The 14,655-nt window shown below is 75.6% G+C and carries 14 protein-coding genes and 1 pseudogene; 6 read left to right on the plus strand and 9 right to left on the minus strand.

The genetic code is table 11. The features are described from left to right. Nucleotides 1-135: 135 nt before the first annotated feature. Complete coding sequence (locus ACYVGT_RS05465; protein WP_460855301.1) at nucleotides 136-897, minus strand: dienelactone hydrolase family protein; 762 nt, start codon at nucleotides 895-897, stop codon at nucleotides 136-138. 192 nt (nucleotides 898-1,089) lie between these two features. Between ACYVGT_RS05465 and ACYVGT_RS05470 the strand changes: the two genes are divergently transcribed. Together ACYVGT_RS05470 and ACYVGT_RS05475 are read left to right on the plus strand one after the other, a co-directional pair. Then, on the plus strand, nucleotides 1,090-1,932 hold the full coding sequence (locus ACYVGT_RS05470) for a hypothetical protein (protein ID WP_460855302.1): 843 nt from the start codon (nucleotides 1,090-1,092) through the stop codon (nucleotides 1,930-1,932). A gap of 94 nt (nucleotides 1,933-2,026) precedes the next feature. Beyond that, nucleotides 2,027-3,334, plus strand: a complete 1,308-nt coding sequence (locus ACYVGT_RS05475) for a pyroglutamyl peptidase (protein WP_460855303.1) — start codon at nucleotides 2,027-2,029, stop codon at nucleotides 3,332-3,334. A 125-nt stretch (nucleotides 3,335-3,459) separates the two neighbouring features. Here ACYVGT_RS05475 and ACYVGT_RS05480 read toward each other — a convergent pair whose 3' ends face one another. The 3 genes from ACYVGT_RS05480 to ACYVGT_RS05490 are packed head-to-tail and all read right to left on the minus strand — an operon-like array spanning nucleotide 3,460 to nucleotide 6,564. Next, on the minus strand, nucleotides 3,460-5,007 hold the full coding sequence (locus ACYVGT_RS05480; RefSeq protein ID WP_460855304.1) for a tripartite tricarboxylate transporter permease: 1,548 nt from the start codon (nucleotides 5,005-5,007) through the stop codon (nucleotides 3,460-3,462). Nucleotide 5,008: 1 nt separating this feature from the next. Continuing rightward, nucleotides 5,009-5,575, minus strand: a complete 567-nt coding sequence (locus ACYVGT_RS05485; protein WP_460855305.1) for a tripartite tricarboxylate transporter TctB family protein — start codon at nucleotides 5,573-5,575, stop codon at nucleotides 5,009-5,011. After that, nucleotides 5,572-6,564 (minus strand): Bug family tripartite tricarboxylate transporter substrate binding protein, encoded by a 993-nt coding sequence (locus tag ACYVGT_RS05490; RefSeq protein WP_460855306.1) that lies wholly within the window; start codon nucleotides 6,562-6,564, stop codon nucleotides 5,572-5,574. The genes ACYVGT_RS05485 and ACYVGT_RS05490 overlap by 4 nt, the downstream gene beginning before the upstream one ends. A gap of 299 nt (nucleotides 6,565-6,863) precedes the next feature. Here ACYVGT_RS05490 and ACYVGT_RS05495 point away from each other — a divergent pair, with 299 nt between their 5' ends. The 3 genes from ACYVGT_RS05495 to ACYVGT_RS05505 are packed head-to-tail and all read left to right on the plus strand — an operon-like array spanning nucleotide 6,864 to nucleotide 9,705. Beyond that, entirely contained in the window at nucleotides 6,864-7,655 is a 792-nt protein-coding gene (locus ACYVGT_RS05495; protein WP_460855307.1) for an IclR family transcriptional regulator, read from the plus strand. Next, a complete protein-coding gene (locus ACYVGT_RS05500; protein WP_460855308.1) occupies nucleotides 7,652-8,869 on the plus strand; it encodes a CaiB/BaiF CoA transferase family protein in 1,218 nt (405 codons plus the stop codon). The genes ACYVGT_RS05495 and ACYVGT_RS05500 overlap by 4 nt, the downstream gene beginning before the upstream one ends. After that, nucleotides 8,866-9,705 (plus strand): citryl-CoA lyase, encoded by an 840-nt coding sequence (locus tag ACYVGT_RS05505; protein ID WP_460855309.1) that lies wholly within the window; start codon nucleotides 8,866-8,868, stop codon nucleotides 9,703-9,705. Before ACYVGT_RS05500 ends, ACYVGT_RS05505 begins: the two co-directional genes overlap by 4 nt. 227 nt (nucleotides 9,706-9,932) lie before the next feature. Here the strand turns inward: ACYVGT_RS05505 and ACYVGT_RS05510 are convergent, their stop codons facing one another. Together ACYVGT_RS05510 and ACYVGT_RS05515 are read right to left on the minus strand one after the other, a co-directional pair. Next, a complete protein-coding gene (locus tag ACYVGT_RS05510) occupies nucleotides 9,933-10,424 on the minus strand; it encodes a DinB family protein (RefSeq protein ID WP_460855332.1) in 492 nt (163 codons plus the stop codon). Between the two features lie 213 nt (nucleotides 10,425-10,637). Then, nucleotides 10,638-11,081 (minus strand): annotated as a pseudogene (locus ACYVGT_RS05515) (class I SAM-dependent methyltransferase); the annotation flags it as partial. Between the two features lie 84 nt (nucleotides 11,082-11,165). Between ACYVGT_RS05515 and ACYVGT_RS05520 the strand changes: the two are divergent. After that, complete coding sequence (locus ACYVGT_RS05520; RefSeq protein WP_460855310.1) at nucleotides 11,166-11,762, plus strand: helix-turn-helix domain-containing protein; 597 nt, start codon at nucleotides 11,166-11,168, stop codon at nucleotides 11,760-11,762. A gap of 94 nt (nucleotides 11,763-11,856) precedes the next feature. Here ACYVGT_RS05520 and ACYVGT_RS05525 read toward each other — a convergent pair whose 3' ends face one another. The 3 genes from ACYVGT_RS05525 to otnK form a co-directional block, all read right to left on the minus strand. Then, nucleotides 11,857-12,618: an alpha/beta fold hydrolase gene (locus tag ACYVGT_RS05525; protein ID WP_460855311.1), complete on the minus strand. Its 762-nt coding sequence runs from the start codon at nucleotides 12,616-12,618 to the stop codon at nucleotides 11,857-11,859. A 148-nt stretch (nucleotides 12,619-12,766) separates the two neighbouring features. After that, nucleotides 12,767-13,417, minus strand: coding sequence for a class II aldolase/adducin family protein (locus ACYVGT_RS05530; protein WP_460855312.1), 651 nt, complete (start codon nucleotides 13,415-13,417; stop codon nucleotides 12,767-12,769). After that, nucleotides 13,414-14,649 (minus strand): 3-oxo-tetronate kinase, encoded by a 1,236-nt coding sequence (gene otnK / locus ACYVGT_RS05535; RefSeq protein ID WP_460855313.1) that lies wholly within the window; start codon nucleotides 14,647-14,649, stop codon nucleotides 13,414-13,416. The genes ACYVGT_RS05530 and otnK overlap by 4 nt, the downstream gene beginning before the upstream one ends. Between the last annotated feature and the right edge of the window lie 6 nt (nucleotides 14,650-14,655).

The following is a 14,655-nucleotide window of genomic DNA, read 5'->3' on the forward strand; positions in this document are numbered from 1 at the left end:
GCGCTGCGCACTCAGATGGACCGGTCTTTTCGTTCCGATGCTGCGGAGACGCACCGCGCTGAGCCGGCGGCGGGGCGCTGCCGCTGCCCGCCGCCGGGCGATGGCAGCGGGCCGGGCCGGCGCGTGCGCCGGTCGTCAGAGGGTGCGGCCGAACAGGTCGAGCAGCGCCTTCCAGTGGCGTTCGGCGGCGTCGGGGTGGTAGCTGGCGGTGTCGGCCTGGGTGTAGCCGTGTCCGGCGCCGGCGTAGACCTCGGCGGCGAAGCGGACCCCGGCGGCGGTGAGCGCCGCGTCGAGGCGCTCGATCTGCTCAGGGGGCAGCGCCGGGTCGGCGTCGGCGTGGCCGAAGTAGAGCTCGGCCCCAGCTCCGATGCCGACGGCGGCACGGTGCGGGCTGTCCGGGTCCTCGGTGGCGAGGTTGCCGCCGTGGAAGCCGGCCGCTGCGGCCACTCCGTCGGGGAAGGCGGCGGCCGTGCGCAGCGCCAGGGCCGCACCCATGCAGTAGCCGACCGTGCCGGCCGGCCCCTCGGCGGTCTGCGGCAGCGCGGCAAGGAAGCCGAGGTAGGCCCCTGCGTCGCGGACCGCCAGGTCGGGGGTGAGCGCCTGCATCTTGGGACCGAGGACCGCGAAGATCTCCGGCCGCGCCGCGGGGTCGATGAAGTCGGGCAGGTCGGCGACCGGCGCGGGGCCGCTGCGGTAGAACACGTTGGGCACCAGGACGGTGTAGCCCGCGCCGGCCAGGCGGGCCGCCATCGTCCGGAGCGCGGGGCGCGGGCCGAAGGCGTCCATGTAGAGCAGTACTCCGGGATGGGGCGCGCCGTCATCGGGGTACAGGAGGTCGGCGTCGCAGGTCCCGTCCTCGGTGGTGATGTCGACGGTGCTGCTGTGCACGCTGGCCATGGAACTCCTCCTGCGGACGCGCGGTGCGGGGGTCCGGGCGCGCCGCACGCGCTCCGGCCCCGGGGCTCGGACGACGGCAGCATACGCCGCGCGGCGGCGGCCGGGCGGGAACGGCCCGTGCGGCGCGCATCCGCCGCGGCTAGCCTGGACGCGGCCCGGTCGCCCGGCCACTGCGGGAGGGGCGTGGCGCGCATGCGCGAGGGAAGCGGACTGGACCGGCTGACCCAGCGCTGGGTGCGGCGGTCCGGCCGGCGGGTGGATCTGCGCGCCGCGCCGTGGCTGGACGGCCCGGTGGGGCGCGCCGGCCTGATCGCCGACCGGTGGATCGGTGCCGAAGCCGCCCGGCTCGGCGGCACGGCCGCGACCGCTCCGGACGGCGGCCTCCTCGACAGCCTCGGCCAGCTGGCCGGGGAGGGCTTCGACCCGTCGGCGGTACACCCCGACGTCCGCGGCTTCTACGAGTCGACCGCGCAGTGGCGGATGGAGGCGTGGTCGGCGTGGCGCCCGCTCGCCCGCCCCGCCGGGGCGCTCATTTCCGGCGTGTTCAGCCGGCGCCTGCAGCAGCTCGCCCTGCCGCTGGATCCGATGGACACCGCCCGCGGAATGGACAGCGAGGTCACGGCCGTCCGCGGCGCCGGCGGGAGTCTGCTCGGCGCGGCGTGGGTGCGGCGGCTCCGGGCCACCGGGCAGACCGTCTACAGCGGCTGGTACAGCGCCGTCGCGCTTCCCGGGCGCAGCCGCCCCAGCATCCGCGTGGTGTTCCCGCTGCCCAACGGCAGCGTCACCGTGTTCCTGCGGCCCAGTGTGAACGCCGAGGGGCATCTGGCGCTGGTCTCCCCTCTCGGCCCCTTCGGCGGCGACGGCGCCTACCTGGTGGTCCGCAGCGGCGGCAGCACGGCGTGGGCGCGGCGGATCCCCGTCGTGGAGCGCTTCGACGTCTACCCCGACGGGGGCGGCACCGTCCGCGCCGACCACGACCTGCGCCTCGGCCGCCTCCGCGCGCTGCACCTGCACTACCGGATGGACCGGAGGTAGGCCCGGCGCCGCCCCCGTGCGCGGCCGGTGCGGGCCCGCCCTCTAGCGTGGTGCGCGCAGTGCTGGCGCGACCACACAGAGAAGGGGCCGATCGATGAAGGCTGAACAGCGGGAAGGCCGCACCCTCCCCCGGGCCGCCGCGCGCGTCGCGGCGGCCGCGCTCGTTCTGGCGCCCGGACTGGCTCTGGCGGGGCCGGCCCGGGCCGACGCAGCGGGCGGCTGCCTCGCGGAGGACGGCGCCACCGTGGAGGAGGCCCGCGCGACCGGGGAGGTGCCGCAGGAGATCCTGCGCAGATCCGGGTTCGACGCCCGGGTGGAGCGCTTCGTCCGCGCGCTCTGCTCAGCACCGGACGCCGGCGCCGCCGAGGCGGTGGTCAGCCGGCACGGGGACCAGCTGTGGCGGGCGGCCGTGGACCGCGTCCGCGGATCCGGCGCGGCCGGCGAACTGAGCGCCGGCGACGACCGGCCGCTCTACTGGGCGCGGCTCGGCATGGCCTCGGCCCTCAACCGGTGGGAGCCCGGGTTCGCGCTGGACGCTGACGCGCGCGCGGCGCTCGTCGCCGACCTGGACCGGCGCTCGCGCGGCCACGGCGACGCCGACTTCTCCGCCGCCGGCGGGGACGCCGACCTGCGCGTCGTCGTCACCGGGTTCGACCCGTTCCAACTGGACAACGACATCCGCCAGGCCAACCCCTCCGGTGCGGCCGCGCTCGCCCTCGACGGCGCGGTGATCGAGACGGAGCAGGGCCCCGCGGCCGTCGAGGCGATGCTCTTCCCGGTCCGCTGGCGCGACTTCGCCGACGGCATGGTCGAGGAGGCCCTGCTTCCGCACTACACCGGCGAGCGCCCGGCCGACGCCGTCCTCACCCTCAGCCAGGGCCGGGACGGCCGCTTCGACCTGGAGGCCCACAACGGCGCCTGGCGCGGCGGCACCGCCGACAACGAGAATGCGGGCACGCCGGAGACGGTCCCGATCCCCGAGGGCGTTCCCACCGTCGACCCCCAGCCCCAGTGGTCCGACTCCACGGTGGACCGCGCGGCGGTCGCCGAGGAGACCTCCGGGGCGCCCTTCCCCGTCATCGACAACACCGAGGTGGAGGAGATCCCGGCCGGCGGCACCGAGCCCGTGGTCCGCCCCGACGGCCCCACCCCCGGCTCCACCGCGCGCCAGGGCGGCGGGGGCAACTACCTGTCCAACGAGATCGCCTACCGCAACACCCTGCTGCGCGACGCCACCGGCAGCTCCGTCCCCGCCGGCCACGTGCACACCCCGATCCTGCACTTCGGCTCCGACAGCGCCGTCACCGACCCCGAGTTCGAGGACGACCGCGCGGTGATCAGCGCCCAGGCCGCCGACATCGTCGCGGCGTCGGTCCGCGACGCGGGCGCGTCCGGCGGATAGCCGCCCCGCTGCACGCCCGCCGAACGCCGTCCCCCGCGCCGGAGGGCCGGGCGGATCAGTCCGCCCGGCCCTCTGCCCCCGGAGGCGCGCCGCGCCTTCCCTGACCGCCCGGCCGCACCGGACGGTCAGTGCGCCGCTGGTTCCGGGGCCTCGGCGGCCGGGAGGCGGCGGGCCCGGAAGCGCCCGACGGCGACCACCGCTACCGCGGCCAGGACCACGGCGTAGATGCCCAGGGTGATCGGCCCGGTGAACAGGACGCCGACGTCGCCCTGCCCGATGGCGAGGGCGCGGCGCAGCTCGGACTCGGCGAGGGGGCCGAGGATGACCGCGATGAGCACCGGCGCCACCGGGATCGCGTAGCGGCGCATCAGGAACCCGAGCAGGCCGAGGAGGATGAGCAGCCACAGGTCGGTGACCGAGTAGGAGGAGGCGTAGACGCCCAGCGCGGCGAAGCCGGTGATGCCGGCGTAGAGGTAGCGCCGCGGGATCAGCAGGAGCTTGGCCCACAGCGGGGCGAACGGCAGGTTGAGGATCAGCAGCATGACGCTGCCGATGAACAGGCTTGCCAGCAGCGCCCACACCAGGTCGGCGTTGCGCTCGAACAGCAGCGGGCCGGGCTGCATGCCGTACTGCTGGAACGCGGCGAGCATGATGGCGGCGGTGGCCGAGGTGGGCAGGCCCAGGCCGAGCAGGGCGCCCATGGCGGTCCCGGCGGTCGCGCTGGCCGCCGCCTCCGGAGCGGCCACGCCCTCGATGGCGCCGCGGCCGAACTCGTCGTCGCCCTTTCCGCGCCGGGCCCGGAGCCGGGCGAGGCGGCGCTCGGTGCCGTAGGCGAGGAACGTGGGGATCTCCGATCCGCCCGCCGGGATGGTGCCGAACGGCAGGCCGAAGCCGAGGCCGCGGAGCCAGGCGGGGGCCGCGCGGCGCAGGTCGGCCGGCGTGAGCCAGAGCGACCCGCCCAGCGCCGCGGTTGCCGAGGGCTGCCCGCCGCGGCGGGCGCGCGCGGCGACGTGGAGCACTTCGCCGAGGGCGAGCAGCCCGACGGTCACGGTCACGATGCCGATGCCCTCGAAGAGCGAGGGGACGCCGAGCGTGAAGCGTTCGGCGCCGCTCTGGGCGTCGATGCCCACCATGGCGATGGCCAGGCCGATCGACAGCGCGATCAGGCCGCGGACCATGGAGCGGGCAACGACCGCGGAGGTCGCGGTGAAGGCGAAGACGGCGAGCGCGAAGAACTCGGCGGGGCCGAAGCGCAGCGCGATGTCGACGATGACCCCGGAGAAGAACGCCACGGCCGCGGTGGCGACCACGGCGCCGGTGAACGCCCCGATGGCCGAGGTGGCCAGGGCTTGGGACGCCTTGCCGCGCAGCGCCATCCGGTGGCCCTCGATGGCCGTGGCGATCGCGGAGCTGTTGCCCGGGGTGTTCATCAGGATCGAGGTGGTGGAGTCGCCGAACAGTCCGCCGTAGTAGACGCCGGCGAACATGATGAAGGCGCCCGTGGGGTCGAGCTTAAAGGTGACCGGCAGCAGCAGCGCGACGGCCATGGCGGAGCCGAGGCCGGGCAGGACGCCCACGGCGGTCCCGAGCAGGACGCCGAGGAAGGCCCAGAGCAGGTTGGCGGGGGTCAGGGCATCGGCGAAGCCGCTGCCGAGGAGCGCGAGGGTCTCCATGTCAGAGCAGGCCTCCCAGGATTCCGGAGGGCAGGTTCAGCCCGAGGCCGGCGACGAAGACGAGTTGGACGACGGCGGAGTAGACGAGGGCCACGCCCGCCTCGAAGAGCGGCCGCCCGCCGGGGAAGGCGCGGCTCACCCCGAAGAACAGCAGTGCCCCGGAGAGCAGCCAGCCCACCGGCTGCAGCAGCAGGGTGAAGGCGGTGACGGCGCCGAGCACGGTGCCCACGGCCCGCCAGTCGCTGCGCTCTGCGGGTGCGGAGACGGGGTCGGCGGCGTCGGCCGGAGCGTCGCCGGCGGGGGCCGCGGGCCGGCGCACGACCTGGGCGGCCAGGAGGACTCCGAGCACGATCATGAGTCCGCTGACCAGGGACGGGAACAGGCGCGGCCCGGGCCCGGTGCTGGTGTCGGGAACGTGCATGGCGGCCGTCTGCACGGCGGTGAAGGCGCCGATGCCGATGACGAGCAGGCCCACGAAGAGCTCGCTGCGCCCGGTCCACCAGGAGCGCGGCGCCGCGGTCCCGGTGTCCGGCGGCGCGGCCGGGGGTGCGGTGGTCGGCGGGTTCATGCCAGCCCCAGACTTTCGGTGACGTCGGTGATGCGGTCGGTCTCCTCCAGCAGGAAGGCGTCGAACTCCTCGCCGGCCTGGAAGGTGTCGTCCCAGCGGTTGCGTGCGAGGGTGTCGCGCCACTCCGGGGTGGCCACCATCTCCTCGACGATGGCGGTCAGCTCCTGCCGCTCGGCTTCGGTGATCCCCGGCGGCGCCATGAAGCCGCGCCAGTTCGGCAGCACGGCGTCGACGCCCTGCTCGGGAAGGGTCGGGAACTCCTCCAGTCCGTCGACGCGCTCGTCGGCCGAGACGCCGAGGACGCGGAGGTTCCCGGCCTCGATCTGGTCGCTGAACTCGTTGTAGCCGGAGACGCCGACGGCGATCTCGCCGGAGAGCAGCGAGGTGAGGGCCTGCGCTCCGCCGGCGAAGGGGATGTAGTTGACCGCGCCCGGGTCGACGCCGCCGGTCTGGGCCGCGAGCCCGGCGAGGATGTGGTCGGTACCGCCGAGCGACCCGCCGCCGACCGGCACCGCGCCCGGGTCGTCCTGCCAGGCACTGATCAGGTCGCCCATGTCCTGCAGCGGGGAGTCGTCGCGGACCACGAATACCTCGTAGTCGTCGGCGACCCGGGCGATGGGGACCGTGTCGTCCAGAGTCTGGGCGGAGTCGTTGACGATGATGCCGCCGATCATCACGGTCCCGGTGGCCATCAGCGTGGTCGCCTCGCCCTCCCGGCGCACGGTCTGGGCGAGGCCGATGGTGCCGCCGGCGCCGGGCAGGTTGGTCACCTGGGTGTTGTCCACGATGCCGTTGACGCGCATCGCGTGCTGGGCTTCCCGGGCGACCAGGTCCCATCCGCCGCCGGGGTCGGCGGGCACCACGATGTCCACGCGGGCCCGGGCCTCCGACTCGTCGGTCCCCGCCTGGGCCGCGTTGACCGCGGCGGCTGCGACGGTGCACGCTGCGGCCGCGGCACCGGCTGCGCGGAGCGCGCGCTTGCTCTCCATAAGCCTCCTTCACCCTCGTGGTCCACCAGGCGGACCCAAAGGGCCGCCAGTCGGCTCAGAGAATGATGCGAATCACTCCGCGCCGTGTCAATCCTGCGGCGACATCTTTTCTTCATATACGGAAAGGGTGGCCAAACAGGGGCAGTCTCCGAGGTCGAAGCTGCCGACCGCGGGCAACCGCGGTGGTCGCCGCCCGCCGGCAGCCCGCCCTGGCGCGGGGATTCGCGATGCATTACGCTGCCCACCGAACCACTGAGTAGGACAATGGGTCCACTAGATGGACCTCAAGAGGGGTGGCGATGGCGGCGGAGACGGGAGGCGGGGTCCGCAGCGTGGTGCGCGCGCTCGACATGCTGGACCTCTTCGACGAGCGGAACCAGCGGTACTCCACTCGCGAACTGGTAGAGCTGACCGGCCTGGCCAAGACCACGGTGATCCGCCTGGTCCAGACGCTGGAGCAGCGCGGCCTGCTGTGGACCGGTTCGGACGGCCGGATCGGCGCCGGGCCGGGCCTGCTGCGGTGGGCGCGCCTGGCGCACGCGGTCTGGCAGGTCCCCGACGCGGTGCGGGCCGTCATGCGCGAGCTGACGGCAGACACCTCCGAGACCGTGAACCTCTACGTGCGGGCCGACGCGGTGCGGGTGTGCGTGGCCCAGGAGGAGGGCCCGCACCGGCTCCGGCACATCGTCAAGACCGGCGACGAGATGGTGCTCTGGGGCGGCGCAGCCAGCAAGGTGCTGCTGATCGGGGCGCCGGACGCGGTCCTGCGCCGGGTGGCCGCGGCCTCCCCGCACGGCCCGCCGCACCTGGGGCGGCTGCGGGACGAGGCGGAAGAGGCCCGCAGCCGCGGGTTCGCCGTCAGCCACGGCGAGCGCGAGCAGGGGGTCTCCGGCGTGGCCGCGCCGGTCTTCGGCGGCACCGCGGACGCACCGGTGGCCGCCCTGGCGCTCGGCGGCCCGACCGCGCGCTTCACCGACGCCGCGGTGCGCAGCTTCGGCCCTGCGGTGTCCGCCGCCGCCGAGCGCATCGCCGCGATCGGCTTCGACCCCGGCCCCGGCGCCGGCGCGGCACGCACCGGGGAGGCCCGATGAGCGCCGGAACGCCGCCCCTGCCGCTGTCCGGCATCCGGGTGCTGGACCTGACCAATGTCCTGGCCGGCCCCTACGCCGGATACCAGCTCGCCCTGATGGGCGCCGACGTGGTCAAGGTCGAGCTCCCCGGCTCCGGCGACCTGGCCCGGCGGCTCGGTGCCTCGGCGGAGCTCAACGACGAGCGGCTCGGCGCCTCCTTCCTCGCGCAGAACGGCGGCAAGCGCTCGGTGGCGGTCAACCTGAAGGCACCGCAGGGCCGCGACGTGCTCCGCCGGCTGGCCGCCGAGTCCGACGTGCTCCTGGAGAACTTCCGCCCCGGTGTGATGGAGCGCCTGGGGGTGGGGTGGGAGGACCTGAGCTCCGCCAACCCCGGCCTCGTCTACTGCGCGGTGTCGGGGTTCGGCGCCGAGGGGCCGCTCAGCGAGCGCCCGGCCTACGACCAGATCATCCAGGGCCTGTCCGGCATGATGGAGGCCACCGGCACCGACGGGACCGGGCCGCTGCGCGCCGGCTTCCCGGTCGCCGACGTGCTGGGCGGGATGGCCGCGGCCTTCGCGGTCAGCAGCGCGCTGGTCCGGCGCGGCCGCACCGGCGCCGGCGCCTATCTCGACGTCTCCATGCTGGACACCGCGGTGACCGCGATGGGGTGGGGCGCCTCCAACCTCCTCTCGGCGGGCGTGGAGCCGGAGCGGATCGGCAACGAGAACGCCACCGCCGCCCCTTCGGGCACGTTCCAGACCGGGGACGGGCCGCTGAACATCGCGGCCAACAAGCAGGAGCAGTTCACTGCGCTCTGCCGGGTGATCGGCGCTCCCGAACTGGCCGAGGACCCGCGGTTCGCCCGGCGCGAGGACCGCAAGGCCAACCGCGCGGAGCTGCGCGGCGCCATCGAGGAGCGGCTGCGCGACGGCACTGCCCTGGCCTGGGAGGAGCGGCTGGCCGCCGCCGGGGTCCCGGCCGCGCGGGTGCTGGGCGTGCGCGAGGCCCTGGAGCTGGACCAGGTCGCCCACCGCCGGCTGGTGCACACGCTGCCCTTCCCCGGCGCCGAGGACCGCGAGCTGCGGGTACTCGGCAGCGGGGTGCACGTCGACGGCGCACCGCTGCGCCCGCACCGTGCTCCCCCGCTGCTCGGCGAGCACACCGACCAGGTGCTGCAGGAGGCGGGCTACGGGCCCGAGGACGTCGATGATCTGCGAAAGGCCGATGCGCTGTGACCCTCTCCGACGAGCGGATGGCCCCCGAAGAGGTCGGCGCATGGTGGTCGACGGCGATCACCCGGATCGCGCCGGGCGAAATCGAGCTGCGCGGCTATCCGGTACAGGACCTCATCGGCGGCACCGACTTCATCTCGGTGATCTGGCTGCTGCTCCGCGGCGAGCTCCCCGATCCGGAGCACGCGCGGCTGCTGGAGGCCGCACTGGTGGCCGGGGTGGACCACGGGCCGCAGGCGCCGTCGATCGCGGCCGCGCGGATGGCCGCCACCTGCGGCGTCGGCCTCAACAGCGCGGTGGCCACGGGGGCCAACCTCCTCGGTGACGTGCACGGCGGCGCGGGCCAGCAGTGCGTGGCGCTCCTGGGCAGGATGGCCGGACTCCGCGCCGGCGGTACCGCGCCGGCGGATGCCGCCGCCGGAATCGCGGCCGAATACCGGGAGCGCGGCGCCTACGTGCCCGGGTTCGGGCACCGGTTCCACCCGCGCGATCCGCGGCGCGACCCGCTGCTGGAACGGGTGCGCGCGGCGGCCGGCGCCGAGCTCGTGGACCCGGGCCCGCTGGAGTCCGCGCTCGCGCTGGAGGCCGCGCTGGGCGCAGGGCGCCGCCGTCCGGTCCCGATGAACATCGACGGCGCCACGGCCGTGGTCTATGCGTCGCTGGGGTTCGATGCGGAGCTCGCCCGCGGGCTCTTCGTGCTCTCCCGCTCGGTCGGCATCCTCGCCCACGCCTGGGAGGAGAGCGGCAGCGGAGCGCGGATCAAGGGCCCACTCCCCCGCCGGGTCCTCGCCGGATACGAGGGCCCGGCCACGCGCACCCCGCCGCCGGGACTGCGCTGACGCGCCAGGGCGGCGGCGCGGCGGGAGCGGCAGGGCGCCGCTCCCGTGCGCCGGCCCCCCTGCGCCGCTGGGGCCGGGGGCCGCGGCCGCCGGCGGCCCGGGCAGCATGAAGGCGGTGCGGCCGACCAGGATGCCGCCGGCCAGCAGGACCGGTGGCGGTCGGAACAGTCGGACGCCGCGTAGGCCCCCGCCGGATGGCCCGGCCGCCGCGGGTCCGGGTCCCGGCGTCAGCGCCCGGTGGCGCCGTCGATCTGCTCGCGCAGGATGTCGGCGTGGCCGGCGTGGCGGCCGGTCTCCTCGATCATGTGCACGAGGGCCCAGCGGACGCTGGGGGCGGGGCGCGCCGAAGGCGGGCGGGGCACGGGCGCGCCCAGGTCGGGGCAGCCGTCGAGGACCGCGTTCGCGCGCCGGACCGCGTCGCGGTAGCGGGCGGCGACGCCGGCCGCGGTGGCGTCCGGCGCGGCCTGGAACGTCGCCTGCCAGTCGGCGGCCGCCTCGCCGAGGAAGACCGCGCGCTCCACGGCCTCCAGGTGGGCGAGCAGTCCGAGCAGGTTGGTGCCGGAGGGCACCCCCGCCGTCCGGACCTGCGGTTCGGGCACGCCGACGACCTTCGCGGCCATCGAGTCCCGGAGGTAGTCGAGGAAGCCGCGCAGGGTCGCGGCCTCCCCGGCGCCGGTCCGCGGCGGCGGCGCGTCGGTGCGGCGGTTGTCGGTGGGCATGGCGGGCTCCTCTGCGGTGCGGTGGGCGGATCTGGCGGTGCGGCGGATGAGCAGGACGTGGTCGGTGACTTCGGCGGTGCGGCCGCCGGGGCCGGTCGCGATCCGCCGGAGCGCGTCCGCCTGCTCGACCGTCCAGATCTCCGGGTCCGCGGCGATACCGGCGGCGACCTCCTGCGGGGACGAGTAACCGGCGTCCGGGTCCTGGTTCCACGACCAGGGGGCGGTCGAGCCGTGGTCGACGACCAGCAGCCGCCCGCCCGGGTTCAGCGCGTGCGCGGCCGCCCGCAGCACGGCCGGCCGGTCGAGGGCGAAGGAGGTGTGCAGGTAGTGGGCGGAGACCAGGTCGAACCGGCCAGCCGGGAAGGAGGCGTGCAGGTCGTGCTGCTCGGCGGCGACCTGCCCGCCCAGGCCCAGCGCCCGGACGAGGCCGGCGGTCCGCTCGACTGCGGTGGCGGCGATGTCGACGGCGGTGACGTGCCACCCGCGGCGGGCGAGCCACAGCGTGTCGCCGCCCCCGCCGCAGCCGAGGTCCAGCGCTCGGCCGGGGGGCAGCTCCGCGGCCGCCTCGGTGAGCCGGGTGTTCGGCGCGGGCTCGGCGGGTGCGGGCCGGGCGGCGTAGACGCCGTTCCAGAATGCGGCGGCATCTGCAGTGCTCATCGGGCTCCTCGGGTCGGATGCGCCCAGTCTCACCGGGCCTGCGCGCCCTGGCACGCAATCTTGCCGTTGTGGCAAGATGCCGGTATGGGCGGCGGCACGGAGGAGGTACTCGGCGCAGTGGGCCCCCGGCTGCGGGCGCTGCGCCGGGCCCGCGGCATCACCCTGGCCGGCCTCGCGGCGGCGACCGGCGTCTCGGAGAGCACGCTGTCCCGGCTGGAGGGCGGCCAGCGCCGGGCGACGCTGGAGCTGCTGCTGCCGCTGGCCCGCACCTACGGAGTTCCGCTGGACGACCTCGTCGGCGCCCCGCACACCGGCGACCCGCGGATCCATCCGAAGCCGATCCGGCGGTTCGGGATGGTCTTCCTCCCGCTCTCCCGCCGCGCGGGCGGACCGCAGGCGTTCAAGATGCTCATCCCGGCCGCGCCGGAGCCGCGCGAACCGGAGCCGCAGACCCACGAGGGCTTCGAGTGGCTCTACGTCCTCAGCGGGCGCCTGCGCCTCGTGCTCGGTGAGCGCGACCTGACCCTCCCGCCGGGCGAGGCCGCCGAGTTCGACACCTCCGCGCCGCACTGGCTGGGCAGCGCCGACGGCGGCGCCGTCGAGCTGCTCGTCCTGTTCGACCTGCAGGCGGTCCGCAGCCACCTCCGGTCCGCCTCCGGGGCCGGCCCGCCGGCCCGCTGACCGGCCCCCTGAACCGCCCACTGCGCGCCACGGCCCGGCACGTCCCGTGCGGGTCCGCGCCGGGCACCGGATATGCCGCCCCGGTCGGCCCGCCTCAGCGGCGCAGGAAGGCCTTCACCATGGGCAGTACCAGGTCGGCCCGGCTCGCGACCTCGGTGTGCTTGGTGCCGGGCAGGATGGCCAGCTGCGAGTCGGGCAGGCGGTTCTGCATGGCGACCGCGTGCTCCAGCCGGACGAAGTCGGTATCGCCGATGATCAACAGGACCGGCATGGCCAGCCGGTCCAGCTCGGACTCCGTCCAGGGCGTGAAGTCGTGGACGGCCGGCTGGATCTTCTCCAGGAAGGGCAGGAAGTGGTCCGGGTCGGGAGCAGTCTCGGCGTAGGCCCGCTGCATCTCAGCGAAGTCGGCGCCGGTCGGCAGCCGGGGCGAGTCCTGTTCCGGCGCGGTGATCTCGGGATAGTAGGCGTCCGGCCGGAAATGCGCCGCGGCCAGCACCAGCCGGCCGACCCGCTCCGGCCGCAGGACCGCTGCGTCGATCGAGACCAGGCCGCCCAGGCTGTAGCCGAAGAGGTCGGCCTGCTCCAGGCCCAGCTCATCCAGGAGCGCCAGCACGTCCTGGGCGCACTGGCGGATGCTGAACGGGCGCTCCCCGTCCGCGGTGTGGCCGTGGCCCTGCAGCTCGACGCCGATCACCCGGCGGTCGGCGGACAGCGCGGGCAGCAGCGCGCGGAAGCTCAGGCGGAACGTGTGCGCGCCCCCGTGCAGCAGGACCAGCGACGGCCCCGCCGACTCCGGGCCGTGCACCTCGTAGTAGAGGTCGATGCCGTTCACCGATGCGTATGCGCCCTGCGCCATGGCGTCCGCCCCTTCCCGAGAGCCCGTCAACAGTACCGACCGCACGTGTCCGCGGAACTGATCGGCGCACCGCTGGGCGGTCCGTGTGCGCGGCGGCCGGCCGGCTGCCGCGCACACGGACCGCGCACGGGTCCCGGCGCAGAGCGCTTCAGTCCTGCCAGTCGGTCCCGTACCGCTCGGTCAGCTCGCGGACGTCTTCCGGAGCAAGGACCGCGAAGTCCTGGCCGCGGAGGGTGACGGCCAGCCGAGCGGCCTCCTCCACTTCGATCGCACCCGCGAGGGCGGCGTCCGGACCGGCCCCCGCCACCAGGGAGCCGTGGTTGGCCAGGAGCGCGGCGCGGAAGGGCCCCGGCCGGTCGGCCACCGCCCGGGCGAGCCGGTCGCTGCCCGGGGCCGCGTAGGGGATCAGCGGCACCTGGCCGACGCGCATCACCAGGTACGGGGTGATCGGCGGCAGGGCCGAGGCGGCCGACCAGGCGGGCAGGCAGGACGCCGCGGTCGCCTGCGGGGAGTGCAGGTGGATCACGGCGCCCGCCTCTTCCACCCGGCCGTAGAGCGCCAGGTGCAGCGGGTACTCCTTGGAGGGCGGAGGGCCGCCGATGTGCGCGCCGTCCGCGTCGAGGACGGCCAGCTGGCCGGGCTCCAGCTCACCCAGCGGCACCCCGGTCGGGCTCATCAGCGTCCGTCCGCCGGCGCGCACGGAGACGTTTCCGGAGGCGCCGGGGCTGAGTCCGAGCTCCACTGCGCGGGCGCCGGCTGCGCAGAGGCGCCGGGCTGCCTCGCTGGCCTGCGCGCTCACAGGGCGCCCTGCCACGCTCGGGTGAAGAGGTCTTCGGCGCCGAAGTTGCCGGACTTCAGCATCAGGTGGATGTCGCCGCCGGTCCGGTGGCCGCGGGTCCACGCGACGCCCGGATCCACCTCCCGCCCCAGGGTGAGCGCTTCGACCCCGAGCCGCTGGACGACCGCTCCGCTGGTCTCGCCCCCGGCCACCAGCAGCGCCCGGACCCCCGCCGCCACCAGGCGCTCCGCGACCGACGCGAGTGCTTCCTCGATGAGCGGGGCGTCCGCGGCGTCGGTGACGTCGTCCGGGGATGCTGTCGCGTACACGACGAAGGGCCGGGCGTGTGATCCGAGCGCGGCCGCGACGGCAGCGGAGACCGCTCCGTCGAAGTCGGCGCGCAGGTCCGCGGCGCGCAGGTGGCGGCCCGCGCCCTCGCCGAGGGCGTGGCGCACCTGGCCCTGGGTGGCCCGGGACGCGCTGCCGGAGAGCACCACCCGCGGCCCTTCGGGCAGCTGCCAGGCGGCACCGCCCGGCCCCCGGGGGCCGGTCAGCCCCTGGGCCAGGGCGCTCCCTCCGGTCAGGACACGCAGGGAGGAGGCGGCCTCGGCCAGGGTTTGGAGGTCAGCGTCCGTCAGGGCGTCGGCGATGACGAACCGCGCGCCGCCCTCCCGGGCCCGGTCGATGGCCGCGCGGACGGCTTCGGGCCCCTGTGCGACGGCCGGCCACGGGATCAGGGCGATGGCGGCCGCTCCCCCGCTGATCTGCGGCGCGAGCAGCCGGGGCAGGCTCGAATCCGCCATGGGGGTGAGCGGGTGGTGCCGCATCGGCGACTCGTCGAGCGGGTCGTCGCCCACGAACAGGTGCCCGCGGTAGACGGTCCGCCCGTTGGCCGGGAAGGCCGGCGCGACGACGGTGGTCTGCTCGCCGAGCGCGTCCAGCACCGCTTCGGCCACCGGCCCGATGTTGCCCTGCGGCGTCGAGTCGAAGGTGGAGCAGTACTTCACGTAGAACCGCTCGCACCCCGCGCTCTGCAGTCGCTCCAGCGCTCGCAGCGAAGCGCCGACCGCCTCGGCGGCGGGAGCGGTGCGCGATTTCAGGGCCACGACCACGGCGTCCGCCTCCGCGGGAACGGCGCCGGCCGCCGCGTCCGCGCCGAGGACCACGGTGGTCCTGAATCCGGCAGAGGTGAGGGTGATCGCCAGGTCGGTGGCGCCCGTGAGGTCGTCGGCGATGGCGCCGAGAACGGCCATGTGTGC

The sequence above is a fragment of the Nocardiopsis coralliicola genome, assembly GCF_054779695.1.